Annotated in this window: 19 protein-coding genes, 1 tRNA gene and 1 pseudogene; 13 read left to right on the forward strand and 8 right to left on the reverse strand. The window is 70.8% G+C overall.

All coding sequences use genetic code 11. The features are described from left to right. The first annotated feature begins 113 nt into the window (after positions 1 to 113). Entirely contained in the window at positions 114 to 1,205 is a 1,092-nt protein-coding gene (locus tag EAO76_RS15975; RefSeq protein ID WP_148836608.1) for a questin oxidase family protein, read from the forward strand. A gap of 48 nt (positions 1,206 to 1,253) precedes the next feature. Here the strand turns inward: EAO76_RS15975 and EAO76_RS15980 are convergent, their stop codons facing one another. After that, positions 1,254 to 2,033, reverse strand: coding sequence for a dioxygenase (locus EAO76_RS15980; RefSeq protein WP_148836609.1), 780 nt, complete (start codon positions 2,031 to 2,033; stop codon positions 1,254 to 1,256). A 135-nt stretch (positions 2,034 to 2,168) separates the two neighbouring features. On the opposite strand from EAO76_RS15980, the gene EAO76_RS15985 reads away from it, so the two are divergent. Beyond that, on the forward strand, positions 2,169 to 2,681 hold the full coding sequence (locus EAO76_RS15985; protein ID WP_187438643.1) for a MarR family transcriptional regulator: 513 nt from the start codon (positions 2,169 to 2,171) through the stop codon (positions 2,679 to 2,681). Positions 2,682 to 2,885: 204 nt separating this feature from the next. Here the strand turns inward: EAO76_RS15985 and EAO76_RS15990 are convergent, their stop codons facing one another. Both EAO76_RS15990 and EAO76_RS15995 read right to left on the reverse strand, forming a co-directional pair. Further along, positions 2,886 to 4,418, reverse strand: coding sequence for an MFS transporter (locus tag EAO76_RS15990; protein ID WP_148836611.1), 1,533 nt, complete (start codon positions 4,416 to 4,418; stop codon positions 2,886 to 2,888). Between the two features lie 251 nt (positions 4,419 to 4,669). Beyond that, complete coding sequence (locus EAO76_RS15995) at positions 4,670 to 5,374, reverse strand: TetR/AcrR family transcriptional regulator (protein WP_262375505.1); 705 nt, start codon at positions 5,372 to 5,374, stop codon at positions 4,670 to 4,672. 244 nt (positions 5,375 to 5,618) lie between these two features. Between EAO76_RS15995 and EAO76_RS16000 the strand changes: the two genes are divergently transcribed. Continuing rightward, the gene (locus EAO76_RS16000; protein WP_148836612.1) at positions 5,619 to 6,896 is read left to right on the forward strand and encodes a M6 family metalloprotease domain-containing protein; all 1,278 of its coding nucleotides are present in this window, start codon (positions 5,619 to 5,621) and stop codon (positions 6,894 to 6,896) included. Positions 6,897 to 6,927: 31 nt separating this feature from the next. Here EAO76_RS16000 and EAO76_RS16005 read toward each other — a convergent pair whose 3' ends face one another. Beyond that, positions 6,928 to 7,545 carry a TlpA disulfide reductase family protein gene (locus EAO76_RS16005; RefSeq protein ID WP_148836613.1) on the reverse strand — a complete coding sequence of 206 codons (618 nt, stop codon included), beginning with the start codon at positions 7,543 to 7,545 and terminating at the stop codon, positions 6,928 to 6,930. A gap of 444 nt (positions 7,546 to 7,989) precedes the next feature. Here EAO76_RS16005 and EAO76_RS16010 point away from each other — a divergent pair. Then, a tRNA-Arg gene (locus EAO76_RS16010) sits at positions 7,990 to 8,062 on the forward strand. Positions 8,063 to 8,142: 80 nt separating this feature from the next. Here the strand turns inward: EAO76_RS16010 and xerC are convergent. The 3 genes and pseudogenes from xerC to EAO76_RS16025 form a co-directional block, all read right to left on the reverse strand. After that, on the reverse strand, positions 8,143 to 9,189 hold the full coding sequence (gene xerC, locus EAO76_RS16015; protein WP_262375506.1) for a site-specific integrase: 1,047 nt from the start codon (positions 9,187 to 9,189) through the stop codon (positions 8,143 to 8,145). A 14-nt stretch (positions 9,190 to 9,203) separates the two neighbouring features. Beyond that, a pseudogene (locus EAO76_RS16020) lies at positions 9,204 to 9,791 on the reverse strand (replication initiator); the annotation flags it as partial. Between the two features lie 328 nt (positions 9,792 to 10,119). Then, a complete protein-coding gene (locus EAO76_RS16025; RefSeq protein WP_148836614.1) occupies positions 10,120 to 10,797 on the reverse strand; it encodes a GAP family protein in 678 nt (225 codons plus the stop codon). A 444-nt stretch (positions 10,798 to 11,241) separates the two neighbouring features. Here EAO76_RS16025 and EAO76_RS16030 point away from each other — a divergent pair, with 444 nt between their 5' ends. The 4 genes from EAO76_RS16030 to EAO76_RS16045 all read left to right on the forward strand — a co-directional run bounded on the left by EAO76_RS16030 (position 11,242) and on the right by EAO76_RS16045 (position 17,593). Then, the gene (locus EAO76_RS16030) at positions 11,242 to 11,829 is read left to right on the forward strand and encodes a hypothetical protein (RefSeq protein ID WP_262375507.1); all 588 of its coding nucleotides are present in this window, start codon (positions 11,242 to 11,244) and stop codon (positions 11,827 to 11,829) included. A gap of 147 nt (positions 11,830 to 11,976) precedes the next feature. After that, positions 11,977 to 13,296 (forward strand): Dyp-type peroxidase, encoded by a 1,320-nt coding sequence (locus tag EAO76_RS16035; protein ID WP_262375508.1) that lies wholly within the window; start codon positions 11,977 to 11,979, stop codon positions 13,294 to 13,296. A gap of 54 nt (positions 13,297 to 13,350) precedes the next feature. Next, on the forward strand, positions 13,351 to 14,478 hold the full coding sequence (locus EAO76_RS16040; RefSeq protein ID WP_148836616.1) for a catalase family protein: 1,128 nt from the start codon (positions 13,351 to 13,353) through the stop codon (positions 14,476 to 14,478). 1,033 nt (positions 14,479 to 15,511) lie between these two features. Continuing rightward, on the forward strand, positions 15,512 to 17,593 hold the full coding sequence (locus tag EAO76_RS16045; protein ID WP_187438644.1) for a restriction endonuclease: 2,082 nt from the start codon (positions 15,512 to 15,514) through the stop codon (positions 17,591 to 17,593). 193 nt (positions 17,594 to 17,786) lie between these two features. Here the strand turns inward: EAO76_RS16045 and EAO76_RS16050 are convergent, their stop codons facing one another. After that, positions 17,787 to 19,172, reverse strand: coding sequence for a cytochrome P450 (locus EAO76_RS16050; protein WP_148836617.1), 1,386 nt, complete (start codon positions 19,170 to 19,172; stop codon positions 17,787 to 17,789). Positions 19,173 to 19,666: 494 nt separating this feature from the next. On the opposite strand from EAO76_RS16050, the gene EAO76_RS44595 reads away from it, so the two are divergent. From EAO76_RS44595 to EAO76_RS16070, 5 genes are all read left to right on the forward strand, one after another. Continuing rightward, positions 19,667 to 19,834 (forward strand): hypothetical protein, encoded by a 168-nt coding sequence (locus EAO76_RS44595; protein WP_187438645.1) that lies wholly within the window; start codon positions 19,667 to 19,669, stop codon positions 19,832 to 19,834. A 134-nt stretch (positions 19,835 to 19,968) separates the two neighbouring features. Further along, positions 19,969 to 22,527 (forward strand): DUF4135 domain-containing protein, encoded by a 2,559-nt coding sequence (locus tag EAO76_RS16055; protein ID WP_148836684.1) that lies wholly within the window; start codon positions 19,969 to 19,971, stop codon positions 22,525 to 22,527. Next, complete coding sequence (locus tag EAO76_RS16060; protein ID WP_148836618.1) at positions 22,524 to 23,789, forward strand: hypothetical protein; 1,266 nt, start codon at positions 22,524 to 22,526, stop codon at positions 23,787 to 23,789. The genes EAO76_RS16055 and EAO76_RS16060 overlap by 4 nt, the downstream gene beginning before the upstream one ends. Further along, a complete protein-coding gene (locus tag EAO76_RS16065; protein ID WP_262375509.1) occupies positions 23,786 to 25,216 on the forward strand; it encodes a cupin-like domain-containing protein in 1,431 nt (476 codons plus the stop codon). The genes EAO76_RS16060 and EAO76_RS16065 overlap by 4 nt, the downstream gene beginning before the upstream one ends. 76 nt (positions 25,217 to 25,292) lie before the next feature. Continuing rightward, entirely contained in the window at positions 25,293 to 26,549 is a 1,257-nt protein-coding gene (locus EAO76_RS16070; RefSeq protein WP_262375510.1) for a lanthionine synthetase C family protein, read from the forward strand. Positions 26,550 to 26,742: the final 193 nt, after the last annotated feature.

A 26,742-nucleotide genomic window follows, 5' to 3' on the forward strand; every position in this document is an offset into this window, starting at 1 on the left:
GTGGCCCGCGCCTCGGGCCACATCTCGGGCCACGGATCTAGGACCCATTGACCGGCCCCTGTGGGTCCGCGGTCCGTTACGCCGGGCGGGCCCCGCGCCTAGCGTCCCCCCGTATGGATGACACGACGAGCACGAGCACGGACGCGGGCACGAGCACGGACGCAGCCCCCGCCGCGGCCCCGACCGCCGCGACCGCCGACACCACCGGAACGCTCGACGAGGCACTGGAGCGCCTGCACGCCTCGGGCCCCGAGCGGAACGGCTGGCTGAGCAACCACGCCCCCATGGCCGTCGAGGCACTGGTCCGGCACGGGCAGGCGCCGACCGTCCACCGCTGGCTGGACCACTACGGTCACAAGCTGGAGGACATGCCGGACACCTCGTCCCGGGTGACCGCGGAGAACTGGCGCGAGGCCCTGGGCGACCCGCGCCGGGTCGCGGACTGGACGGAGTACTTCGGTCGCGAGACCGCCGAGCGCCCCTGGCGGGACGTCCTCGCCGAGTGGTGGCCGCGGCTGCTCCCCGGCATCGCGGCGGGCGCCACGCACCCCGTGATCCGGGTCGGCCACTCCGTACGCACCCTGCTCGTCGGCGAGGAGACCGCACCCCGCGTCGCCGAGCTCGCCCACGGCCTCGGCTACTGGGCCGCCCGCCACCAGCCGCTGCCAGCCCTGACGCCGCTGGCGCCCGCGCCGGACGCCGCCGCCGCGCTGGACGCCGTGCCTCCGGTGCCCGAGCAGAGCGGCGGCATCCGGGACCGGCTGGCGCAGCTCACCGCGTTCCCGGTGTGGCCGCGGCCGTCCGCCGACGACCCGGACGAGGCGCGGGCCCGGCTGGAGGAGCTGGTGCGGGCCACGACCCACCGCTTCGCCACGCACGGGCACGGCGAACCGATCATGCTGGTGCACGCCGCGACCGCGCCCAATGCCGTCCTGCGCGCCCTGCCCGCACTCCCCCGCACGCTGTGGGCGCCGAGCCTGGCGGCCGCGTGGGCGGCGAGCGCCGCGGTCACCGCCGCGTACGGCCCCGCCGAGGCCGCCCCGTACGAACCGGCGGACGCCTCCGCCGACGAGCTGTTCGCGCGGGCGGCGGCGCACGGCGACGACCACACCATCAAGTTCACCGACACCGCGCTGGACGTCGGGGACGCGACGGCCCTGGCCGCCGCGCTCCGCTCGATCGAGCTCAACCCGCCGGCGCTGTGACCCGCCTCCCTTGCCCCGCCCTCGTCCCGGCCGGTCCCGGCATGGCGCTCAGCCGAACTGCACCGACCGCTTCGCGAGCCCCATCCAGAACCCGTCGATGACGCTGCGCCCCCGGTCCAGCTCGCCCTCCGAGGCGCCGAGCGTCACGAAGAGCGGCGCGAAGTGCTCGGTGCGCGGGTGGGCCAGCCGGCCCGCCGGGGACTTGTGCTCGAAGTCCAGCAGGGCGTCGACGTCCTGCGCCCGGAGCGCCCGGTCCCCCCAGTCGTCGAACTCCACCGACCAGCCGGGGACGCCGCCCGCGTGCCGCAGGGCGGCCAGGTTGTGGGTGAAGAACCCGCTGCCCACGATCAGGACGCCCTCGTCGCGCAGCGGCGCGAGCCTGCGCCCGATGTCCATCAGCTTCTGCGGGTCCAGCGTCGGCATGGAGATCTGGAGCACCGGGACGTCGGCGTCCGGGAACATCTCCACCAGCGGTACGTACGCCCCGTGGTCGAGCCCCCGGTCCGGGATGTCCTGGATCGGCATACCGGCGCCGCGCAGCAGCTTGCGCACGTTCTCCGCGAGTTCCGGGGCGCCGGGGGCGGCGTACCGCACCCGGTAGTAGTGCTCGGGGAAGCCCCAGAAGTCGTAGACGAGCGGGACGGTCTCCGTCGCGCCGAGGGCGAGCGGGGCCTCCTCCCAGTGGGCGGAGACCATCAGAATCGCCCTGGGGCGGGGCAGCCCGGCGGACCATGCGGCCAGCTCACCGGGCCAGACCGGGTCGTCGGCCAGCGGCGGGGCTCCGTGGGAGAGGTAGAGGGCGGGCATGCGCTCCGCGGTGACAGTCATGGCACTCCCCATCCGCTGCTGATCAAGGTAAGTCTTCTGGTGGTCCATTCGATAGGAAGCATTCTTTAAAGTTCAAGCTTCCTACTCCCGAGACCTTAGCCCTATCTAGTTCAACTTTCAAGAAAAGGTCGTACAGTGGAGTACATGACCACGGCATCCCCCGGCGAGCCCCGCTGGCTCTCCGACGAAGAGCAGCGCGTCTGGCGTGCGTACCTCCACGCCACCACGCTCATGGAGGATCACCTCGACCGCCAGTTGCAGCGTGACGCCGGCATGCCGCACATCTACTACGGGCTGCTCGTCCAGCTCTCCCAGGCCCCCCGCCGCCGCATGCGGATGACCGAGCTGGCCCGGAACGCCAAGATCACCCGCTCCCGGCTCTCGCACGCCGTCGCCCGGCTGGAGAAGAGCGGCTGGGTGCGCCGCGAGGACTGTCCGTCGGACAAGCGCGGCCAGAACGCGGTTCTCACGGACGAGGGCTACGAGATGCTGCGCCGGTCGGCCCCGGGCCATGTCAGCGCCGTGCGCCAGGCGATGTTCGACCGGCTCACCCCCGAGCAGGTGCACTCGCTGGGCGAGATCATGCAGGTCGTCGCCTCCGGGCTCCAGCCGGAGGGCACGGACGCGGACCTGCCGTGGCTGCGCTGAGCCCCCGCCTGCCCACGGACCGAAACACCGGAACGGGACGTCGGCACGGAACAGCCGTGCCCCGGCTTCCCGCCCGATCGGAGATCGGGACCGGAAACCGGGGCACGGCCGCGTTCGCACCACCGCTCCCCCGACCGGTGGGCGCCCTCGGCCAGTGGGCGACGACCGGTCAGTGGGCGACGACCGGTCAGTGGACGCCCTCGGTCAGTGGGCGACGACCGGCATTCTGAACTCGTCCTCGGCGCCGTCGGCGTCACCCGACCCGGCACCGCCGGACACCGGGGCCGCGGTGGGACGGCCGGCGTTGACGAAGGTCACCGCGATCGCGGCGGCCACCAGCAGGATGCCGACGGCCCACCAGATGGCGCCGGTGAAGCCGTGCACCATCGACTGGAGCTTCAGCAGCTCCGGGTCGGTGGCGCCGAGCGCGGCATGGGATCCGGCGTACGCCGTCGCGGCCGACGCGGCGATGGTGTTCAGCAGCGCCGTACCGATCGCGCCGCCCACCTGCTGCGAGGTGTTGACCATCGCGGAGGCCACGCCCGAGTCGCGCGGCTCGACGCCGTGCGTGGCGAGCGACATGGCCGGCATGAAGGCCGTGCCCATGCCCAGCCCCAGCAGGAGCTGCGCGGGCAGGATGAGGCCGACGTAGGAGGAGTCGATCTCCAGCTGCGTCAGCAGCAGCATGCCGACGGCGGCGGCGAGGAAGCCGGGGCCCATGAGCTTGCGCGCCGGGACCCGGGTCATCAGCCGGGCGCCGATCTGCGTGGACCCCGTGATCATGCCCGCGATCATCGGGAGGAAGGCGAATCCCGTCCTGATCGGCGAGTAGCCCCTCACGACCTGGAGGTAGTACGTCAGGAAGAGGAACAGCCCGAACATCGCGATGATGGCGAGGCCCAGCGAGAGGTAGACGCCGCCGCGGTTGCGGTCGAGCACGACGCGCAGCGGCAGCAGCGGCGACTTGACCCGGGCCTCGGTCGCGACGAACGCCAGCAGCAGCACGCCGGACGCGACGAACATGCCGATGGTCAGCCCGTCCGACCAGCCGGCGGTCTCGGCGCGGGTGAACCCGTACACCAGCGAGACCAGACCCAGCGCGGACAGGACGACGCCCGGCACGTCGAGCGACGAACGGTTGCGGCTGCCGGCCGGCTCCCGGATCACGAAGTACGCGCCGGCGGCCGCGACGGCGGCGAACGGGATGTTGACGAAGAACGTCCAGCGCCAGTCCAGCACCTGGGTCAGGAAGCCGCCGAGGATCAGACCGACGGCGCCACCGCCACCGGCGATCGCACCGTAGATGCCGAACGCCTTGGCGCGCTCCTTGGCGTCGGTGAACATCACGGCGAGCAGCGACAGGGCCGCCGGGGCGAGCAGCGCGCCGAAGACGCCCTGGAGCGCTCGGGAGCCGAAGAGCATGGCCTGGTTCTGCGCCGCGCCACCGAGCGCGGAGGCCAGCGCGAAGCCGATCAGCCCGACGACGAAGGTCCGCTTGCGGCCCCAGAGGTCGGCGATCCGCCCGCCGAACAGCAGCAGCCCGCCGAAGGCGAGGGCGTAGGCCGTGATGACCCACTGCTTGTTGGCGTCGGAGATGCCGAGGTCCGTCTGGGCGTGCGGGAGCGCGATGTTCACGATCGTGGCGTCGAGCACGACCATCAACTGCGCGAGGGCTATGAACGCCAGCGCCTTCCAGCGGCTGGGGTCGGGAAGTCGGAGATCGGCTGTTTTTGGCATGGGTGTATCCACCTAAGGGCGCACGGAGCGCGAGAAGTCGTGAACCGGTGAGTCGTGGACAAGAGGTCGTCGAACGGGTCGGCCGAGCCGGCCGTTCCGTCCCGGCCGAGCGATCAACTACCGCTCGCTGCCGGACCGATGACGAGAAAAGGAGGAAGGAGGAAGGAGGAGAGGGACGGAGCGGGAGAGGGATGGTCGATGTGGCGTGGCGGACGCGCCGCCGGGCTCCCCGTCGGGACCCGGCGCGGACATCACGCCCGGCGCCGCAGATCCTCCAAGGTCGCTGCCGTTCCCGGCAGTTCGGACCGGGCCGGGGCCTCCAGTCCGTCCAGGAACAGCTGTAGATGGCGGTGGGTGAACCGGTCGATGTTCAGGCAGCCGGTGCCGGGCAGCGGCCGGGTGAGCTGGGAGAGGGCGACCATGACGTCACCGACGGCGATGTCGGTGCGCAGGCGCCCCGCGGACATGGCGCGCGCCACGAGCCCCTCGACGGCCTCTTCGAGGCGCCGGCGCGCGGCGAGCAGTTCGGGGTGGTCCTTGTCGAAGCTGCCGGACAGCATCGGGCACAGCGCCCCGATCCGTTCGTCGGCCGCGGCGTGCACGAAACGGCTGAGCGCGACGAAGGGGTCGGCCTCCTCGGCCGCCGCCTCCTCCGCACGGTCGATGGTCCGGGAGGTGACGGCGAGCACGACCTCGTGCGTCAGCGCGGCCCGGTCGGGGAAGTTCCGGTAGAGCGTGGCGTTGCCGACACCGGCGCGCCTGGCGATCTCGTCGAGCGGCACGTCCGGCCCGAACTCGACGAGCATCTCGCGCGCGGCCGCCACGATCCGCTCCCGGTTGCGCAGCGCGTCGGCCCGCGGACGGGGTGTCCGGGGCTGCGCCGTTCCGGCGGCGGTACGGGCGACGGTGTCCACGACGGCTGTCCTCACTCTTCCGGTCCTCGTTCTCGTTCTCATTCTGTCCCCCTCGACGACCCCCCGCCGTAACCGGGGACCGTCTCCCCGTTTCGCGGGGACACCGATGCAAACGGGGAAGGACTCCCCGGTTATTTCCACACCGGAATGTGATGTGGGTCACCCCAAGGAATCGGGAAACCAACCGAACGGCGCACCCAACGAGCGGCCCCACACCACCCGGCACAGGCTGATGCGCAGAGCGCAGTCAGGGTCGGCCGACTGCCGCGGACCCCGAGGCGCCTCTATGCAAAAACCACGCCACCGGATACGCAGGCATCGCCGCCCGCTCGCGCTCGGTTCGGCAACGGCCCTGGTCATAGCGGCAATGGCCACGGCCAGCAACACCCTCCCGATAACCGGCCGGGCCTCCGCGGGCCCGGTGGCCACCGCCCGTTCGGCAGGCATAGCCCCGTGCCGGATATCCGCGACCATGGGCGTGCAGATGTCGGAGGGCATACCGACGCCGGAGGGCTACGCCCGCTCCACCGGCAAGATCCGCGCCCTCAACCTGATGATCGACTTCCCGGACGCACCGGGCGCCGGACCGGCGATGGACCGGTACGCCGAATTCTTCCCGCAGACCACCCAATGGTTCCGGACCAGCTCGTACGGACGGCTCACCTACGTCCCCGAGACCCCCGTGAAGTCCTGGCTGCGGATGCCACTGCCGTTCTCGGAGTACGGAGTGGACCGCGGCTCACCGTACGAACCGGGTTACCGCCACCTCGTCCAGGACATCGTCGCCGCCGCCGATCCGAAGGTGGACTTCGCCACGTACGACCTGGTCAACGTCCTGGTCACCCCGAACGCCGGACCCTCCGCCCTGGACACCGTCCTGTCCGTGACCTTCTCCGGCAACGACGACGCCCCGCACGCGGACGGGGTCCCGCTCGCCAACACGTCTTTCATCTACAGCCGCCAGGACGACGGCTCGGGATCGTTCGAGAAGACCGGGTACCGCGTCCTGCCGCACGAGAACGGCCACGTCTTCGGCCTGCCCGACCTGTACACGATGGAGGGCGGCGGCGCGGTCGGGCACTGGGACATCATGTCCGAGGACTGGGGGGCCGACAACGACCTGCTGGGCTGGCACAAGTGGAAGCTCGGCTGGCTGGACAACTCGCAGATCGACTGCGCCGCGAAATCCGGCACCAGCGAACACGTGCTCCGGCCGCTGGCCCCCCGGGGCGGCACGAAGCTGGCGTTCGTGCCGCTGAGCAACGAGTCCGGGTACGCGGTGGAGGTACGGACCCGGGCGGGCAACGACCACGCGATCTGCCGGCCGGGCGTGCTGATCTACAAGGTGAGCTCGGACGTGGACACCGGGCAGGGCCCGGTGTCCGTCGCGGACAGCACCGAGGACAGCACCGGCTGCACCCGCCTGCCCAATGTGCACACCGAACTGTCCGACGCCCCCTTCCGGCCCGGCGAGACCTTCACCGACCGGGCCAACGGGATACGCATATCCGTGATCGACGAGGACAGCGACGGGAACTACCGGGTCCGCATCACCCGCCCCTGACCTCTCCGTCCGACGAGTTCGGCCGACGGATTCAGCCGGCGGACGGTGACCCGGACGGGGACACCGACGGCGACGACACCTGCACCGCGGCGGCGGCGACGAGATCCGCCAGACGCTCCTCACCGATGGCCTCGGAGGCCGTCGAAGCGATCCGGCCACTCGGGTCGATGACGAGGGTGACGGGAACCCCCTGCGTGCTCAGCAGCCCCTTGGGCAACGTGAGGAGGTGCTTCCCGGCGGGGTCGAGGAGGCTGGGGTACGACATGTCGTGCTCTTCGACGAAGGCGCGGGCCACGCTGGGGGAGCTGTCCCGGTTCAGCCCCAGGACGGCGACGTCCTGCCCCTCCGTCTTCTTCCGGTACCGCTCCAGCATCGAGACCTGCTTGCGGCAGGGCCCGCACCCGGAGGCCCACGCGTTGATCACCACCGTCTTCCCCGCGTGGTCGGAGAGGCTCATCGGCCTGCCGTCGACCCCGGTCCCCATGAAGGACGGCGCGTCCGGACGGTGCCGGGGATCGATCGTGAGGGTCCCGTCCTTGTGACGGTGGAAGCCCCGGGGTGTTCCCGGGTCACCTCCAGCAACGATCATGCCTATGACGGCCGCGGCACATATGACGGCGGCCAGCAGGGGGACGAAGGGGTGTTTCATGGGGGGTCCTTGGGGTTCCTTGAGGGATCCTTCGAGACAGCGGAACAACCGGTTCAGCAACCGGGGACATCACCGGGAACACCGAACGGCCACCCCGGGGGCACCACCCGCCTCCCCCGGACGTGCACAGCCGTTCACCGCCGGTCACGGTCACGCACGGACCGGCGACCACATCGACGGCACCCCGGAAACTCCCGCGCGGCAAGGCATGCCGAATTCCCTCCGTTCGTACTGAACAACGGCGTTTGCTGATCATTCAGAACGGTACGCCCACCCCCAACTGCCCTCGCGAGCCCCTCCCTTGTAAGCTCCCCACCCGGCCACCCCGATACGGAAGCCCCTCCCCGGCACGGATCCGCTACGCTGTCCCTGGTCGGTCATCGGTACGTCCCGCCACCTGCACGAGCACCACCGCAGAGGCACCGCACCTCGCCCGACAGCCCCGCCTTCGTAGCTCAGGGGATAGAGCACCGCTCTCCTAAAGCGGGTGTCGCAGGTTCGAATCCTGCCGGGGGCACACAGGTCAAAGGCCCATCACTTCCGGATTTTCGGAGGTGGTGGGCCTTTGACATCCACTTCTGACATCAACGCGGATGGTCACGCGCGACCGGGGCGCCTCTTCCTGAGCAGCCGGTCCATGTGGCTCATGGCCTCCCGCTGCGTGTCCTGGACGACGTGGGTGTAGACGTCCATGGTGGTGCTGATCTGAGAGTGGCCGAGGATCTCCATCACGACACGCGGTGCGACTCCGGCCGCCGTGAGGAGCGTGGCCGTGCCGTGCCGGGCGTCATGCAGCCGGATCACGCGGAGGCCGACGGACTCGGCGACGCGGGTGAAGGAGCGGTAGACGTTCCGCGGCTCGCCCTGGCGGCCGGTGCGGGTGGTGCGGGTGGTGAAAACGTAGCCGGACTCCTGCCACTGCTCCCCCGCCTTGGCACGAACAGCTGTTTGCCGCATCCGGTGCCAGCGCAGGGGTGCAATGCAGAAGGCAGGCAGCGGGACGACCCGACGAGGACGGCTCTTGGGATCGTCGTCGTAGAGGGCACCCCGACGGCGCTGGGTCTGCTGGCGGACGTGGAGGACGCGGTTGTCCAGGTCGAGATCCGACCAGCGCAGCCCGACGATCTCACCCCGACGAAGCCCCATGGCGATGGCCGGCACGAAGGCCGCGTAGAGCGGGTCTTTCCGCGACGCGGCGAGGAAGTCGAGCGTCTCGTCCAGCGTCCAGGGGTGCAGCTCGCGTGCGTCGGCGCGGGGCGGTTCGACGAGCTTGGCCACGTTGCGCGTGATCAGCTCCTCACTGCACGCAGGCGGGAGCGCCGAGCGCAGCACGCGGTGCGAATCTTTGGCCGTCGCGGCAGTGGTCTGGTTCTCCAGTCGGACGAGGAAACGGCGCACATCGGCGACGCTCAGGGATTCGAGCCTCTTCGCACCGAGCATCGGCGACAGGTGGAGCCGGACGTGTGCCTCGTACTTGTCGTGCGTGCTGAGCTTCCAGCGCGGCTTGATGACGTTGTCCAGCCAATACGGCAGCCACTCGGAGAGCTTGGCCGAACGAGTGGGCACGGGAATCTTGATCGAGACCGGGCAGCGGGAGCGGATCAGGTCGTAGACCTTGGAGCGTCCGAGCTTGAGCCGCGTCATGACCTCGGGCACGGTCAGCAGCTCTGCGGTGGCGGTGGTCGTGCTGCGGCTGCTTCCATGATGAGTTGGTCTTGCAGGGCTTCGCGGGCGGTGTCGCGGTTGAGTTGGAGGCCGCGGACGATGGTGGCGGCGAGGGCGGATTCGCCAGGGGTGTGGCCGTGGCCGGCGTATTGCCAGTCGGCCAGGACGAGGACGGAGTCCGGTTCGAAGTCGGGCGTGCCGAGGGCTTCGCGTTCTTGGGCGGCGCGGAAGTCAGCGCGGGCCTGGCGGAGTTCGCCGAGGGTGGTCGAGTAGCGGCGGGACTTGGACCTGAAGTGGCCTCGAAAGCCGAGCATGCGGGCCCAGGCCCGCAGGCGCCGGTCCGGGGAGAGCGGGTCCAGGTGCTTACATGCTTCGATCAGGTGTCGGGTGTGGTCGGGGACCTGGTGACGGTCGAGTTCGGAGAGTTCGCCGATGCGGCGGTCCAGGGTGCCAGTGTTCTCGGCGGTCTTGGTGGCGTACTCGGCGACGTAGGAGGCGACGGCCTGTTCGGTGATGTCGGAGCCGTCGCCGAAGGCTTTGACCGGGCGTACGTCGAGTTGGGTGCCCCAGCGGAAGGTTCGGTTCGCAGAACAGAGTGAATTTCAGGTAGGCCGCGCTTAGCGTTCGGGCTCGGATCGCGCGGCTCTCCATGCATCATTCCGACTCCACTAATTCACCGTCAAGCCAGCAGGCGATTACTTCTATTCACTTCTTTTTGCAAGATAAATTCGGCTCGCCCGACAATATATGGGTGCGACTTCCCAAGTTATGGCAACACGCCGTTGCGGCAGTGGTTCTCGCATTGCTTCGCATGACCGCCCAGCCGCAGCGGGTTCCCTCCTCGCCCGCATGCGCGCCCGCGGCGTGCGCGGGCCTTGATGACCTGTGGACAGTTCTACCGCGCCACTGTCAGGAGGCGAGGATGCCGATGCCGTCACCGAGCAGTTTCAGCCCCAGGACGAAGAACAGGACCGCCATCACGGCGACGTTGTGCTGAGCTGCCCAGTCTTTCCAGTTGCCGAGTGTGGTCTTCGCTCGCTCTCCCCCGAGCAGGAAGACTCCCAGTGGGGCCAGCAGGCCGAGGGTGGCGATCAGGACGAAGATGGCCAGCGATGCGATCTGCTGCCCGACCGGCAGCCCGGCTGAGCCAATGGAGGCGGCCGCGGCAACGGTCAGCGGGGCGTTCTTGGCGTTGAGCGCGGCCAGCGCCAGTCCGAGTCCGAAGACCTTGACCGGCGTGAGGCGGTCGATCGCACCCATCCACTTCGGCAGCTGGGCCTGTGAGGGATCCTTTGGGCGCCGGTGCCATTGCCGGGCGCCGAAGACGACGAGGAATACGCCAAGAGCGAGCTTGAGGGCTCCCACCCACGTAGCCGGATGATTGTGCGCGGAGGCACCTGTGGGGGAGGCGATTGCCAACATCACCGCGCCCAGTGCCGCGAGTCCCAGGATCCAGCCGACGGTGAAGAGGGGGCCGTTGAGACGTCCCCGAGGCGTGGCGAGTATGAGGATGATGGCGATGATCGGGAGCGGGCTGATCGCGACGCCGGCCGCAAAACCCAGCACGTCACCGAGAACTGCGCCCATGGTTGCCTCCAGGTGGGGATCAGGGGGCGATCCAGTGGAGCAGGGCTTGGCGCAACCGATGCCCCGGCGCCTGGGCCGCGCACCGGGCTGTTGTGTGATCGGCTGCGCCGCTGTCTTCACGGCCGCCCGGAAGTGGCTGCCCGAGAATGGCGACGACGACGTACTCGGCACGTCACACCAGTTCCATCCTCCTGCGCTCGGCCGGATCTGTCCTCGGGAGTTTCTCGGGACACGCGAGTACCCCGGCATTGCCCTGCCGCACCGGGCTGGCTGGACCCCGCAGTGCCGGAGCTTCCCGAGAATCCGCCCCAGGTGACCACAATGCCCAGGGCCCGGGATGCGAGGCAGTGCATCCGCAGTGAGGATTGATGTGTGGGGGCGATGGCGTCCCATGTCCGGGCGCTTGGCAACCCTCGCGTCGATCTGTGACAGGAGGACCTCGCGATGGCTGCGACAGATGCAACCCAGCCGGCTCACCCTGAGCACCCGGGCATGACGGATGGGGTCAGTAACGAGTTCACCGTTTTCACCAAGATCAAGCCGGGCGAGGCCGATGCGTTGCGTGAGGATCTCACCTGGCTCGGCGACGCGGCGAATGACGAGAATGTCCATGCGGCGCTGCGCCAGATCGGCACGCTGCACGACGCACGGCACGTCATTTTCGACAACGACACCAGGTTCATGTTCGCCAGCGTCTTCGACGGCTCGTGGGACACCTACATCGACGACTTCGCCAAGACGGTGGTCGGGGCCCGCTTCGACAAGGTCTTCTCGCACAGCGAAGGGTTCCCCGGCATCAAAGATCCAGGGGTCAAGGACTGGTTCCTCGCCCACCAGGAGCCCGCGGGAGTCTTCGTGAGCGCCTATCCCGATCTGACCGTTCAGCAGATCTACAAGGACCAGCGCGTGGACGACGCGTTCCAGGCGGTGCTGGACACCGCCGAATTCCGGGCAATGCTGAACAATCCTGCCAACGCGGAGCTGGTGGGCACGCCAGCCTTCCAGAAGCTGCTGGAGGAAGCCGCGGTCTAGCAGTCGGACGCAACCAACCCTCAGAGCTGGCCCAGCGTCGGTGGACGGCGCCGGGCGCTGGTCGGCCTCTGCAGGTCTGCCCGTGCAAAGGCTGATATGGAGGCACAAGCGAGCATGAACACGACAGCAGGCGGCAGCGCAGTCGGCGTGCGCGTCGAGATCAACGACGTCCAAAGCGGGGCACTACGTCCACGGCCCGTGCCGTACGAGGGAAAGTTCGTCTTCCTGCGGGTCGATGACCGCCACGCCGGGCGCGCCCTGCTGCAGCGGCTGCTTCCGGTGACGGCGAGCGGTCTGCCCAGCGTGGACCCGGGCCGGGATGCCTGGGTGGCTGTGGGGCTCACCTATCAGGGGCTGAGTGCCCTGGGAGTGCCCCAGGAGTCGCTGGACAGCTTTCCGCAGGCGTTCCGTGAGGGCATGGCCGCTCGGGCGGAGCTGATCGGCGACGTGGGCGAGAGCGCCCCGGCCCACTGGGAGGCACCGTTTGGAACGGGCGATGTTCATATCGCGTTGAGCGCTCTCTCCTCCGATGCGGCGCAGCTGGACAAGGAGCTGGAGCGGGCCCGCGTCGCCTACGAGGGCACGCCCGGTGTCCAGGTCATCTGGCAGCAGGATGTTCATCAGCTCCCGACCGGGCGAACCACCTTTGGATTCCGCGACGGCATCAGCCAGCCGAACATCGAGGGCGTCGGACTGCCCGGCTCGAACCCGCAGGAAGCCCCGATCAAGGCGGGCGAGTTCATCCTCGGCTACCCCGATGAAACCGGCAATCTGCCGCCGATGCCCAGCCCCGATGTGCTGGGGCGCAACGGGACCTACGCGGCCGTTCGCAAGGTCCACACCAAGGTGGCGGCCTGGCGGCAGTACCTGCGCGCGAACAGCTCCGGTGCCGAGGAGGAGGCACTCCTGGCGGCGAAGATGGTCGGGCGCTGGCCCAGCGGGGCGCCGCTTACGCTGGCGCCGGAGCACGATGATCCGGAGCTGGCGGCCGATCCGCATCGCGTCAACAATTTCCTGTACCGGGAGAACGATGATCGCGGTCTCCGGTGCCCGGCCGGTGCGCACGTCCGGCGCGTCAACCCCCGAGATTCCACCATCATCGGCGATGCGCGGATGCACCGGCTCATCCGCCGCGGCACCACCTACGGCCCGCCGCTGCCCGAGGGCGTGCTGGAGGACGACGGCGCCGACCGGGGCCTGGTCGGAGTCTTCCTGGGGGCCCACCTGGAACGACAGTTCGAGTTCATCAAGGCCGAGTGGGTCAACGACGGCAACTTCATCGGATATCCCGGCGAGAAGGACCCGGTGGCCGGGCATCACGGCGGAACCGGCAGCGTCACCATCCCGGAGAGGCCGGTCCGGCGCCGTCTGCAGAATCTGCCGAGCTTCGTGGTCACCCGGGGCGGTGAGTACTGCTTCGTGCCGGGTCTGCGTGCCCTGCGCTGGCTTGCCGAACTGGAGGACTGACGGCAATTCCTGCCCCCGAGGTCCCACCACGGTCTCCGAGGAAAGGTCGCAGTCATGGCAGCACAGTTCGTCCGCTACACACCTGATGTCGAAGACGATGACCCGAACTTCGACCGCAACCTGCAGACGGTGATCGAGAAGACCGAGAGCTACATCTCCGAGTCGGTCAAGGCCGGTGGCACCGGCCGGGCTCTCCGCGACGCCCATGCCAAGGGCTACGGGCTGGTCCGGGGGGAAGTGGAGATCCTGGACGGGCTTCCGCCCGCGTACGCCCAGGGCATCTACGCGACTCCGGGAACCCACGATGCGCTCATCCGCTTCTCCAACGGCTCGCCTCACGCCGGAGCCGACGCGCGACTGGGCGCCGCCACCGGACTGGCACTGAAGATCTTCGACATCCCCGGCCCGACCCTGCTGGAAGACGAACCGGACACGGGCACCTTCGACTACGCCAACATCAACGGGCCGATCTTCTTCTGCAACACAGTCGAGCACTACCTGTTCATCCAGGAATTGTTCCTGAACGCGCCGGCCTACTTCTCCCAGGGCCGACCCGGAGCGCATCGTTTCTTCACCGAGTTCGTGACCGGTAAGGGAACGCTGGACCAGGACAACTGGGCGTGGGACGAGTTCCTGGCCTTCCTGCGCCTGTCGAAGACCTCTCCGGCAAACGTACTGCTGTCGAGCTACTGGACGATGGGCGCGGTCAGGCACGGGGACTACATTGCCAAGGTGCGCATCACCCCCGATCCGCCCTTCGCCGCTGCCGTGGTCCGGCGCGACATCGACCCGACCTCGGCGGCGGAGGTCTTCCGACCGGCCCTGGTGGCCGAGCTCCAGGAACGGCCCTATGCCTTCGACATCCAGGTTCAGCTCTGCACCGACCTGGAGCGCATGCCGGTGGAGGACACCACAGTGGAGTGGCCCGAGCAGCTCTCGCCGCCCGTAACCGTGGCCAAGCTGCGACTGCCGCAGCAGGACATCTCCGGCCCGGAAAACCTGGAGAAGATGGACGCGCTGTCCTTCACGCCCTGGCGGGTCACCGCCGAGCACGCGCCTCTGGGCAACATCATGCGGGCCCGCAAGGAGGTCTACCGGCAATCCTCCATCGCGCGCCACAAGCTCAACAAGCAGCCGCGCACGGAGCCCCGCAGCGCCGATGAGGTACTCGGCCAGGCCTGATCAAGCTGACCGACGGGACGGCAAGCGTTCAGTGCGGGGAACCACGGGGAACACTCGGGACCAGGCTGGCGCCTCGGCGGGCAACAGCGCGCTTGCCTGGTTCCGTCACGGCTCAAGCGGACAAACCGGCAGAGAACAACTGAGCTTCCCAGGCTGACATCAACGGTCGACATCGACGACGTTGGACGCAGGCGACCTTGAGCGGTCACACACACCACGCCGGCAGGACGGCGAGGCCGTATGAGAGCCACGCGATCGAACTCCTAAAGCGGGTGCCGCAGGTTCGAATCCTGCCGGGGGCACAAGCGAAAAGGCCCCGGACCGATCATGGTCCGGGGCCTTTTGACGGCATCATTTGACGGCAGTCGCGTCTCAGGTGCCCGGCAGGCGGCGCTTGAGCAGGCGGTCCATGCGGCTGATCGCCTCGCGCTGCGGGCCGCGCGCAGGGGCGGATGCCGCGAACCGTGCGGACGGGCGGTGTGGTGTTGGGCGATCGGTCGGCGCGTCGGAGATGTGACCGCCGGCCTCTCAGGACGTGTGCCGTCCGTGCTGCTGTCCGCCACGATTGCGCCTCCCTCGGCGTGGTGGGCGCTGGAAGCATTCCGGTGTCCGGGCAGAAGGGGGCGGGATGGTTCAGTCGAAGTGTGGTGCTCCGACGCAGAGCGGAGGCCGCTGCCGGAGCAAGGCGATCATCGGCAGCTCGCGATGCGCCAAGCACCAGGGGCCTTGGTCCGCGTACGGAGTGGAGCAGCGGAAGAAGAAGGAAGCCGAAGCGAAGATGCGGAAGCTCCGCAAGAAGCGATGACGAGGTCTGCCGGGTGGCCGAGCCGGCATCCGCAGCCGGCATCGACTCGGCAGGCATCGCTTCGCCTCGGTATGCGCAGGTCAGGGTGGAGTGCTGGAGCGGGGCCAACTATGACAAGGGCATGGGCGGGTGGCCTGTCGCCCACTAGAGTCGTCCCATCACTGTTGGTCACGGGACCAGGACTTGGTGCATGCCCGCCACGTCGCTGGTGGGGAGGGCCTGTAGAGCATGAGCCGTCGCTCCAATGGGTTGGTCGCTGTCTGGGCCGAAGCGCAGCGCCAGCAGCAACGTCAACGTGAGGCGCAAGCCAGGTACCAGCGGGATCAGGAAAGGCAGCAGCGCGCTCACCAGCGGGAACTCGCGCGCAGCCAGCGGGAGCAGAAAGCGGCGTACCGGGAGCAGCGCGAGGCGGAGGCCAGGCGGCGCACGGAGGAGCTCGACGCACGGGTCGAGTCCTTGCAGGGTCTGTTGGCGGCGGGGTGCCGGGCTCCGGCCTTCGGCGTCGGCGCGCTGACCCGGGCAGAGCAGGTCGAGGCGTTCTCCCCGGGACAGCTCGCACACCCCATCCGCATGCCGGACCCGAACCAGTACCAGCCGCAAGGCGGTTGGTCCGCGGCGCGGCGGGCCCAGGCGCAGGCGGAGGCCCGGTCCAGGTTCGAGCGCGACTGGCAGGCCGCGCAGGCGGCGGAAGCGCAGCGCCTGCACCAGTTGGCCGCCTACCAGTCGCAGTACCAGCAGTGGGCCGATGCCCGGCTGAGTGAGATCCGTCGGCACAACGCCGGCATCGCGGAGATGACGACGGGGCTTCGCAACGGTGATCCCGAGGCCGTGGTGGAGTACTTCTCCGCCGCCCTCTACTCCTCGGCCGGTTGGCCCGAGGACCTGCCCCGTCAGGTGTCCGCGGCGTACGACTCCGGCGCGCGCCAGTTGGTACTGAACTGGGAGCTGCCCAGGTACGACGTCGTCCCGGAGGCGAAGTCGGTGCGCTACATGATCAACGCAGATCAGGAGAAGGAGTCCCCCCGGCCGGTCACGCAGCGTCGCGCCCTGTACCGGGACGTACTCGCGCAGTGTCTCCTGCTGGTCCTGCGCGATCTTTTCGCGGCCGACGAGTTCGGTGCGCTGGAATCGGTCGCGTTGAACGGGTTCGTGGACGATCACGACCCGACGACCGGCAGGCGGGCACCCATGTTCCTCGGCACCGTCATGGCTCCGCGGTCGACTTTCGCCGAACTGCATCTGGAACAGGTGAACGCCGTCAACTGCCTGGTGGACGGACTCCGGGGGCAGCTGTCGTCGCGACCCGATCAGTACGCGTCCGTGCGGCCCGACCGGGTACCCGAAGACGTCGGCAACGGTGTCGTCACCCACGGGGGCGACGAAGAGCCGGATCTGTACGGGATGGACCCCATCGCCTTCGAGGCACTGGTCGCCGATCTGTTCCGGGCCATGGGCATGCAGGCCGTGACCACACAGCGCTCGGGTGACGGCGGCGTGGACATCGATGCGCTGGACCCGACCCCGATTCGCGGCGGCAAGATCGTCGTGCAGGTCAAGCGCTACCGCAACACCGTGCCCCCGACAGCCGTCCGCGACCTGTACGGCACCGTCCAGGACGCCGGTGCCAACAAAGGCGTCCTGGTCACGACGTCCGGATTCGGCCCCGGCTCGTACACCTTCGCCAACGGCAAGCCCTTGGAACTGGTGACGGGCTCCGAGTTGGTCGACCTGCTGCACCGCCACGGGCTGCGCGGGCGGCTGGGCAGCGGCGGCGAACGTCCGGTTCCCGCCCAGCGGACGGCGCCGGACGGCGGGACCGGCACGGACGACCACAACGTGTTGGGCATGTACTGGTCGGGCAACGTCGCCCTGGACGTGTGCGCGCTCGTCTGTCGCGGCAACCGCGTTCTGGACGACGACCACTTCGTCTTCTTCAACAACCCCCGAACACCCGACGGCACGGTCCGCACGCTCGTCCCCGTCGCGCCGGACAAAGCCGCAGTCCAGGTCTCCTTCGACGCGTTGCCGACGCACGCCGACCGTCTCGTCGTCATCGCCGCAATCGATCCTGTCGCCAATCCCGCGGCCGACCTGTCCGGCTTCACCGACGCCGGTATCCGGCTGCTGGACGCCGGGAGAACCCCGCTCGACCAGTTGGAGGTCTCCGACGGCCGCCCCGGCGAAACCGCCCTCGTGCTGGGGTCCTTCCGTCGCCGGGCGAACGACGACTGGGAGTTCGTCGGCGGAGGCAAGGGATACCGGGGCGGCTTGGAGGAACTGGTCCAGGAGTACGGCATCGAAGTGGAATAGAGCCACTGCCGGCATGAGGCATCGTGCCGGGCGCTGCCGACCGCCCGCCGGGTGAACGGTGGCGCGCCGTGGTCGCGACAGGCCAAGGGCAGGCGCCCCGGCCCGCCCCCTCCGTCCCCTGACCGGTCGGCAGGCCCGGCCCGGTCGGCCCCGTCCGTCCCGTCGGCAGGCCCGGCCCCGTCGGCCGGGTCGGTCATCGGGTCGGGGTCGGGTCCCAGCGCATCCGCAGGGTCGTCGGGGTGAGGACGCTCTTGTAGGTGGGGGTCAGGTCGATGTCGCCCACGGGCTCGACGGTGTACTCGGTGGCCAGCAGTGCCGCGGTGAGGGTGAGTTGGAGGAGGCCCAGGCGGTAGCCGGCGCAGATCCGGGTGCCGCCGCTGAAGGGGATGTAGGCGTGGCGGGTGCGGCGGGGGTGTGGTTCGTTCAGCCAGCGCTCGGGGCGGAAGCGGTCGGGGGCGTCCCACCGGCGGGGGTCGCGCTGGAGGAGGTACGGGCTGAACACCAGCTGGTCGCCGGGGCCGATGGGGTGTCCGGCGATTTTGGTGGGGAGGGCGACGTCCCGGGTCATCAGCCAGACCGGTGGGTGCAGCCGGAGGGATTCCTTGACCACGGCGGTGGTGTACGGCAGGTCGCCGGTCGTCCCGTGCGCGGCGACCTCCGCGCGGATGGACTCCGACAGCCCCTTCCGGGTGGCGAGTTCGGCCATCAGCCAGGTGAGCGCGGCGCCGGGGACCACATGGGTGCCGGTGAGAATCATCTGCAGGGCGGCCCGCGCCTCCTGGGCGGTGGCGTCGGCGTCCGTCAGGAGTGCGTCCAGCAGGTCGGGGTCGTCGGGCCCGGCCCCGCCGCCGGGCCCGGGATCCGTGCCATCAGGTCCGGGCTCCGCACCGCCGGGTCCGGGTTCCGTGCCGCCGGGTCCGGGCCTTCGTCCGCGTTCTTCGACGACCTCGGTCAGCACGCCCGCCAGGGCGCGTACGGACGCACGGGCACGGCGGGCCGCCGAGCCCGGAACCCAGACGGGGAGCGGCAGCGTCACGTCCAGGACGCCGGTGAGCCGTTCGGCGGCCGTCGCGAGGCGGGCGGGCAGCTCGTCGGGGACCGTGGCGAGGCAGTGGGCGAGCGCCGCGCGCGAACACAGTCCGGGGGCGTGGTCGGCCACGTCCAGCGGACGCCCGGCGAGGGCGGCCAGGTCGGTGCGGATCCGCTCGCGCATGCGGTGCGCCCCGGCCGAGGCCGCGCGTGCCGCGAGCCCGGCCCGGCCGGCCCGCCGTCCCCGCAGCCACAGTGCGGTGATCTCGTCGGGGTTGCTGCGGAAACCGTCGAGGAAGTCGCGTCCGGTGCGGAACGTGCGCCCCGTCCCGGTGAGAACCGTGTGCACCTCGTCCGGGTCGGCGACGAAGACCGCGTTCCGCCCGAACCGGAACGTGTCGCCGCACCGGTCGACCGCCGCCGACAGGAACCCGACGGGGTCCCGCTCGTACGCGTGGGCGTCCGACGGCCGCCATGTCGCGCCGGACGTACCGGTGGCCCACGGCATGGGCCGGTCCAGCCGCTCGTCAGCCGGGTCGACGACCGTCATCACGTCCCTTCGCGCTCTCCCAGGAGTTCTTCCGGTCGGCGCTCCGGGGCCGCGCCCCGCGGGCACGGCCCCGGAGTTCCTTCGTCCGTGCACGGCCCCGGATGTTCCTTCGTCCGTGCACGGCCGCGGCGCGCGGCCGGAGCGTGCCCGGTTCAAGTGCGGCGTGCTCAGCTCAGGTACGGCGTGCCCGGTTCGGGTACAGCATGTTCAGTTCAGGTACGGCGTGTTCAGTTCGGGTACGGGTAGAGGTACGTGCCGCGCATCCTGCCCAGCCGGTGACGTACGTACGACGTGATGCGGGCCATGGCTGCCTCCCGGAGATCTGGTGTGTGCCGACAGGCCCGGTGTGGGCGAGCCGAACGGCACCGGCCGAAGATCACCGGAATTCGACCGGATCCCATATGGACATGGCAGACAAGGCCCTCTTGACATGGACATTCCGCCCCCGTCATGCTGGCCGCGAATTCATAACTCAGCGCGGGAGGAGTGTGTTCATGCAGGCTGTCGCGGAAAAGGGACAGGTCGAGGCGGACCAGAGCGCCGATGAGGTGTTCGACCTGGTGATCGGTGATCTGGAGCAGGAAATTCCGCCCCTTGCGTCGCCGACGAATTCGGGCAGCGGTACCGCCTGTGGTTCGTGCGCGAGCGTCTACTGCTGTTGATGCCCGCCGGGTGGGGCCGCTGACGGCGGCGCCACCCCCCACGGCCTCGCGGCCCACGGCCTCGCGGCCCGCGGCAACGAGTCGAGAGGGCGACCTTGTCGGACGCACCGGCGGACATCGATCCGCTCTGGGAGATGCACGCCCCGGACAGCAGCACCGGTCAGGACGATCCCGCAGAACTCCCGCCGGTGGCAGGGAGGTTGATCGCCGCCGTCCGCAAGGGCACCGCGGGCGGGCTCTTCCCGCCGGTCGTCACGGACGGGCCGGAGGGAACGGTCGTCGTCGACCGGCTGCTCGGCGGCCCGGCGGACGCGCGGATGCTCGCGCACGCCCTCCGGGACGGGCGGTTCGCGCCGCTGCTCGCATTGTTGGACCGGCTGGACGAATGGTGCGCTTCCGCCGCGCAGCGCTATTCGCAGGTCGTCGCCACCGGGATCCTCGAAATCACCAACGCCGAAATCTTCGGGCCGGTCGTTTCCGAGGCTTTCGTGGCGTGCGCGACCGGGCGTGCGCATTACGCCCGCGACCGGGTGGCGGAATGGGCGGCGCGCTGCGAAGAATTCCTGACGCTCTTTCTCGACCGATTGCTGCGGGACATGAATACCTGCTGGTCCGACGACCCGGCCCATCGGGGACCGGTCGTCGGGTTGTGGACCCACGGCGAGGAGACCCACAACGGCCGCCAGCGGGTGCTGCGCCTCGACTGCGCCGGTGGCGGCCGGATCGCGTACAAGCCGCGCCCCGCGTCCGGCGAGCTGCTGTTCACCGCGTGCGGCACGGCCGGCCCGCCCGCTTCCCTGTTCGGACTCCTCAACGACGCGCCCGCGGCGTCCGGTGAGGTCCGGCTGCCGGTGCTCTCCTGCTGGCCCGGCGCCGAACCGGGGTACTTGTGGCAGGAGTGGATCGAGCCGCCCGCGCAGTGGGGACCGATCCGCACGTCCGGGCCGTGGTCGCTGACCGGCACCCGGCTGACCCGGCCGGAGGCGGCGCGCTTCTGGCACCGGGCCGGCTCGCTGACCGCCGCGATGTTCGGCTTCGGGATCACCGACATGATCGGTGGCAACATCGTGACCGGGAGCAGGCCCGGCGAGCGCGAACCGCTGCTGTACCCGATCGACCTGGAGATCTGCTTCGCCCGGATTCCCCGGCTCTACGACACGGGACTGCTGCACGACCCGACCGCCGAGGTCGACCAGCACCACGTCGGTCTGGAGAACACCCCGCGGTGGTGCTCCGCCGAGGGCCCGCCGGTGTGCTGGCACGCGGAGCCGACGGGGGCGCTGCGCCTGTACCGCCGCCGCCGGCCCTTCGCCCGGGACGAGACGCGGAACGTCGTCGCGGACACCGACGGGCGGGCCGGGTACGGCCCCCACCTCCCGGCGATGCTGCGCGGCATGTTCGACGCCTGGACCCTGATGTGCCGGCAGCGGCCGGCAATCCGGCGGTTCCTGTCGACCGCCACCGCCGGCCACTACGTCCGGGTGCTGCGCCGGCCCACGTTCCAGTACTTCGACGCGCTGGTGCCGCGCTGGCTGTCCGGCGGCGGCGCCGCGCCGGTCCCCGCCGAGCCGGACGTCCGCTTCGACCGGGCGGAACTCGACCAGCTCCGGCGCATGGACGTGCCGTACTTCGTCCGCTCCCTGGAGGGCGGTCCGGTGCTGCGGGTCGAACCGCCGCCACTGCCGTTCGAAACGAACCGGGGCGGGCCACTGTCATTCGGAACGGCCCCGGTCGAGCCGCTACCGCTCGGAGCGGCCCCGGTCGAGCCGTCGCCGTTCGAAACGCCCCTGGTCGAGCCGCCGCCGTTCGGAACGAACAGGGGCGGGCCGCCGCCGTTCGAAACGGCCCGGGTCGCGGCCCGGCCGGAGCCCGAGGGCGGCTGGCCCCCGCTGCCGTCGCTGCTGGAGGGCGCCAACCTCGACCTCGCCGGTCTCGGGGTGGCGCTTCGCGATGCGGCGGAGAACGTGTTCGACGACGTGCCCGAGCACGTCGTCACGGACGAGTCGCTGGGCGTCCGGCTGCACCTGCAGAGCCCCACCGAGGGCCAGGTCGGCTTCGACTGGCCGGAGGTGGGCAGGCGGGTCACCTACATCTGGGACCGGGAGAGGGTACGGCTGCGCATCGACGCGGTGGACGCGCCGGAGGTCTCGGCCGAGCCGTCGCCCGCCGGGGAGATCCGGCGGCGGCTGCTGCGCCTCGACCGGCTCGACGGCGCCCTCCGGATGCCGTGGGCCGAGGGCGGCATGGTCGACGACGACGCCGAGCAACGCCTGCGGACCCTGACCGACGCCGGCATCGACTGGCTGTCCGGGGTCGTGGCCGACCACGGATGGCCGGGGCGCACGTTGGTCGGTGCCGCGGCGGCCGGCGCCGCGAGTCGCCTCGTGCAGCACGCGCGGGATCATCTGGACTTCCGGCGGCACTGCCTGGAGCTGATGCGGCGGGCGGCGGCGGGCGGTGACCTGCCGTGGCGCGAGGTCGCCTCCCTGACCGACGAGTTGTGCATCGCCGACGGGCTCCCCCAGGTGTACGGCACGAAGTTCGAGCCGGTGAACGGGGAGCTGGTGCCGTACCGGATCGGGGAACCGGACGACGTGGACCGCCGACGCGCCTCGATGGGCATGGAGCCCCTGGCGGAATACGCGGAACGGATCCGGCAGCGGTTCCCCCTGACCGGGAGGGAAACATCATGACCACGCCCGCCCAGGAACTCCGGCAGGCACCCGGCGACGTCGACTGGGCGCTGTTCGGGAAGCGGTACTGGGACCGGGAACCCGCCCGGCTGGATGCCCGGCCACCGGTGGGCCTCGGCCCGGTCCACGCACTGACCGTCCAGTCGTGCGCCCCGTTCCGCGCCGGCACCCGGTTCTGGGTGATGCCCGACGTCCGGCTGCTGGTGGGCGACGGCCGGCTGCGCGCGCCCGGCACGCTGCTGCCGGACACCACCGACCGGACCCTGGACGACTACCTCCACCGGCTGGACTCCGAAGTGTCCGGACGGGGATATCTGTTGACGGTGCATCAGCCATTGCTCCTGGACTTCGCGCCGTGGTCCGCGGTGCGCGACACGATCCGCGGACTGTGGCGGGTGGTCGGCTGGCCGAACCTCCCGGTGGAGACCGAGATCCTGATCGGCGACCGGTTCACCCGGCACGCCGGCGCGACCGGGGCGCCGACGCACGCGGCGCTGACCTGGGTGCTGCGCGGGCGGATGGACGTACGGCTGTGGGACGAGCGCGACGGTCCCCCGCCGGCCGCGATCGCCGACCCGGACCGGGCCCCGGACGGCGTGCGCACCTTGAGCGCCGGTGCCGGGGAGCTGCTGTACTGGCCGGGCGACCGGCGGCACGTCGACATCTGCCGCGAGGGGTGCGTGGCGCTGCGCCTGCGGGTCCCGGTCGACCGGCGGCTGCCGTTCACCGCCCTGCGGGACCTGCTCGCCGAGCTGGTGCACGGCCGTCAGGACAACGACGGGACCGTGCCGTACTTCCCGTTCGGCCCCGGGTCCCGGATCGACGACCGGGACGGGGTGCTGCCCCGGCTGAACGCGCTGGGCGAGGAGTTGCGCACGACCGTGGACGGCGAGCGGTTGCGCAGGATGCTGCGGGTCCGCTGGGCGGCGCTGCGTTCCGCGGCCGGTCTCGAACCGATCCCGGTCCCGCGCGAGGGCGTCCCGATGACCCCGCGGACCCGGATCCGCCGGTCGGGCGAGATCGTCCGGATGCCCGACGGGCCGGGACGTGAGGTGTGGGCGGTCAACGGGAACGTCTTCACCCTGCCGACGGCCGCGGGCGACCGCGTGTTCGCCGCCCTGAGCGACGGCGGGGAGACCGGCGTCGCCGACGTGTGCCGGGCCCTCGGCGACGGCGACACGAACGACAGGAATGTGCTCGCGCTGCTGGACAAGCTGTACCGGCTGCGCGGCATCGACGTGGTCGAGGTGCCTTCACGATGACCGAACCGACCGAACCGACCGGCACGACCGGCACGACCGAACCGACCGAACCGACCGACATGGCAGAAACGACCGGCCCGATCGACATGGCCGGGGTGACCAGGACCGCCGGAGCGGCCAGGTCCGCCGGGACAACCGATACGGCCGCGTCGGCGGTGACCGTCGAGACGTCCTTCGACTGGGACGTCTTCGTCGACCGGTTCTGGGACCGGGAACCCGTGCTGTACAGGGGTGTCGGCGACGCGCCGTTCGCCGAGGCGGAGGTGTTCGGGACCGCTGTGCTCGGCAGCCGGCCGCCGCACCCGCTCGCCGTGCCGGGGAACGTGCAGTTCCTCGTGGAGCGGCGGCAGCAGACGCAGCCGTACGACCTCATGCCGGAGCTGTCGGACGGTTCGTTCGACGGCTACGAGCGGCGCATGGCCGACCGGCTGGACCGGCAGCGCTACGCCCTCGTGGTGCACCGGTTCCACTCGTTCTCCCACCCCTTGTGGGCGCGCGCGCAGCGGTTCTGGGCCGGTCTGTGGGAGCGGGTCGGCCAGCCCACGCACACCGCGGGCTCCACGCTGTTCCACGGCTCCTACGAGCACAGCCCGGTCGGCGTGCACCAGGACCGCTTCGCCACCTTCATGTTCTGCGTGCGGGGCACCAAGCGGATGCGGTTCTGGGCCGAACGCCCGTGGTCCGATCCGGTGCACACGGTCCTCGACTACCAGCCGTACCTGGCGTCCTCGTTCGTCGCCGAGGTCGGGCCGGGGGATCTGCTCTACTGGCCGGCGCGGTACTACCACGTCGGGGAGAGCACCGGCGGCGCACCGGCGACCAGCGTCAACGTGGGCATTCCCCGCCGCGAGCACCGGCCGTACTACGAGATCAAGGACCTGTTCCGGGGCACCGAACCGGTGGCGTCGGCCCCGCTGTTCACCCCGGACGCCGGTCCGGACGGACGGCTGGCCGACGCGTTGCCCACCGCGCTCGCCGACGCGGTGGACGCGTTCGCGGAGCTGCTGGACGAGGACCGGTTCGCCGACCGGGCCACCGCACTGGCCCTGCGGGTCAGGACGGCGGGCGGGTTCTGGCCGACCCGGCCGCCCGCCGGTCCTCTCCCGCTCGACGACGACACCCCCGTACGCGCGTGCGCTCCCCTGCTGGCCGCGCCCGGCCCCGGTGCCCGCAGGTTCGCCGCGAACGGCAACGTCTCGTCCGGTACGGCCGGTGCCGAGGCCCTCGCGGTCCTCGGCCGGCTCGACGCCGGTGAAGTGGTGCGCGTGGGCGACCTGCCCGTGTCCCGGCGCGAGGAAGTCCGTTGCCTGTTGCAGGAGTTGGAGAGTTTCCGTGCCGTCACCCGCATCGACACCGACACCGAAGCCGGAGCCGACACCGAATCCGACGCCAACACCGACACCGAATCCGGCACCGACACCGACTGACCGGGCGCCCGCCCTCGGGGAGGCGGCCGCCGGGATCGTCGCCGAGATCGCCGACCGGCTGGCGGAGCCCGGCCGGGTGGCCGGCATCGCGGGCGCGCCGGACAACCTGATGCGTTATCCGGGCGACCCGCAGCCGGTGTGGGACCCGCTGCTGCTCTCCGACGGCCACCCCGGGGTCGGGCTGCTGTTCACGGAACTGGCCGCGGGGGCGCCGGAGCTGCGCGGCCGGGCGCACGCGCATCTGTCCGCGGCGCTCAACAGCGGCATCCGGCTGCTGCCGCAGTCGCTGTTCGGCGGCATGGTGGCGCTCGCGTTCGCCGGGCACACCGGGGCCACCGCGTTCGGCGGCTACGCCACGATGCTGGCCGGCCTCGACCGGCACGTCGTCGACCGGGTCCGCGGGCGCGCACGGGCCGACCGGGAACGGGTGCGCGCCGGGGAGCCGATCGGCGCGTGGGACCGCTACGACGTCCTCGGCGGCACCACCGGCATCGGCCGCTACCTGCTGGCCCGGTACGAGTCGGCGGCCGAACCGGACGCGCGGCACGCGGCGGGGCTCGCGCTGACCGACGTACTGGAGTCGCTGGTGGCCGTGGCGACCGCGGACGACATCACGCGCGACGGCGTCCGGCTGCCCGCGTGGTGGATCACCGACGGCCTGGAGCACGGGCTCGCCGAACACGCCAACTTCGGTCTCGCACACGGTGTCTGCGGACCGCTCGCGCTCCTCTCCGTCGCCTGGCGGGCGGGGTTCCGGGTGGACCGCCAGGACGAGGCCATCGAGCGGATCATGGCGCTGCTGTCCCGCTGGCGCACGACCGACGGGGCCGGCCCGCGCTGGCCGCACCTGGTCACGGCGGCACACGTCGGGAGCGGGGAACCGCCGGAGCGCGGACGGGACTCGTGGTGCTACGGCGCCGCCGGCGCGGCACGTGCCGTGTACCTGGCCGGCGCCGCCCTCGACCGCGCGGACTGGCGCGCCGACGCGCACGCCGCCCTGCGCGGCGCGCTGGCCTCGGCGAGCGACGAGCTGGTCATCGACTCCGCGCTGTGCCACGGCTGGGCGGGTCTGCTCCAGATCGTGCTGCGCATGGCGCACGACAGCGCCGACCCGGAGTACCGCACCGTCGCCGACGGGCTGGCGGCCCGGGTGATGGACGGGTTCGACCCCGGGGCCCCGTTCGGTTTCCGCTACCGCCACGTCCTCGCACCACGCGCCCTGGACCGCCCCGGCTTCCTGGAAGGGGCCGCGGGCATCGCCCTCGCCCTCCACACCTACGCCACGGGCAACCCCCCGGCGACGTCCTGGGACAGCGCCCTGCTGGTGAACTGACGGGGCGTTCGTGCCGTTCGGGCCGGGACGGCACCGGGCGGCCGGAGCCGGGCTCGGTCCGCGAAGCAGCCGAAATCCTCGTCGTCACGGCCCTCGTACATCCCGTCGTGCTCAGCTCCCGGGCACTCGCGCCGGCCGATCACCGGCCTGGAGTCATCGGCCTGGAGACATTGGCCTGGAGTCATCGCCCCCC

This window comes from Streptomyces sp. sk2.1, from assembly GCF_008120935.1.
In the GTDB taxonomy this organism is placed as follows: domain Bacteria; phylum Actinomycetota; class Actinomycetes; order Streptomycetales; family Streptomycetaceae; genus Streptomyces.

Coding starts and splice junctions, on each gene's coding strand:
- EAO76_RS16065 (WP_262375509.1), top strand. CDS start 23,786: ATGACCGAACCGACCGAACCGACCGGCACGACCGGCACGACCGAACCG.
- EAO76_RS16040 (WP_148836616.1), top strand. CDS start 13,351: ATGGCAGCACAGTTCGTCCGCTACACACCTGATGTCGAAGACGATGAC.
- EAO76_RS15975 (WP_148836608.1), top strand. CDS start 114: ATGGATGACACGACGAGCACGAGCACGGACGCGGGCACGAGCACGGAC.
- EAO76_RS44595 (WP_187438645.1), top strand. CDS start 19,667: ATGCAGGCTGTCGCGGAAAAGGGACAGGTCGAGGCGGACCAGAGCGCC.
- EAO76_RS16050 (WP_148836617.1), bottom strand. CDS start 19,172: ATGACGGTCGTCGACCCGGCTGACGAGCGGCTGGACCGGCCCATGCCG.
- EAO76_RS16055 (WP_148836684.1), top strand. CDS start 19,969: ATGCACGCCCCGGACAGCAGCACCGGTCAGGACGATCCCGCAGAACTC.
- EAO76_RS16005 (WP_148836613.1), bottom strand. CDS start 7,545: ATGAAACACCCCTTCGTCCCCCTGCTGGCCGCCGTCATATGTGCCGCG.
- EAO76_RS16045 (WP_187438644.1), top strand. CDS start 15,512: ATGAGCCGTCGCTCCAATGGGTTGGTCGCTGTCTGGGCCGAAGCGCAG.
- EAO76_RS15995 (WP_262375505.1), bottom strand. CDS start 5,374: ATGAGAACGAGAACGAGGACCGGAAGAGTGAGGACAGCCGTCGTGGAC.
- EAO76_RS16030 (WP_262375507.1), top strand. CDS start 11,242: ATGGCTGCGACAGATGCAACCCAGCCGGCTCACCCTGAGCACCCGGGC.
- EAO76_RS15990 (WP_148836611.1), bottom strand. CDS start 4,418: ATGCCAAAAACAGCCGATCTCCGACTTCCCGACCCCAGCCGCTGGAAG.
- EAO76_RS15980 (WP_148836609.1), bottom strand. CDS start 2,033: ATGACTGTCACCGCGGAGCGCATGCCCGCCCTCTACCTCTCCCACGGA.
- EAO76_RS16025 (WP_148836614.1), bottom strand. CDS start 10,797: ATGGGCGCAGTTCTCGGTGACGTGCTGGGTTTTGCGGCCGGCGTCGCG.
- EAO76_RS16060 (WP_148836618.1), top strand. CDS start 22,524: ATGACCACGCCCGCCCAGGAACTCCGGCAGGCACCCGGCGACGTCGAC.
- xerC (WP_262375506.1), bottom strand. CDS start 9,189: ATGACGCGGCTCAAGCTCGGACGCTCCAAGGTCTACGACCTGATCCGC.
- EAO76_RS16000 (WP_148836612.1), top strand. CDS start 5,619: ATGCAAAAACCACGCCACCGGATACGCAGGCATCGCCGCCCGCTCGCG.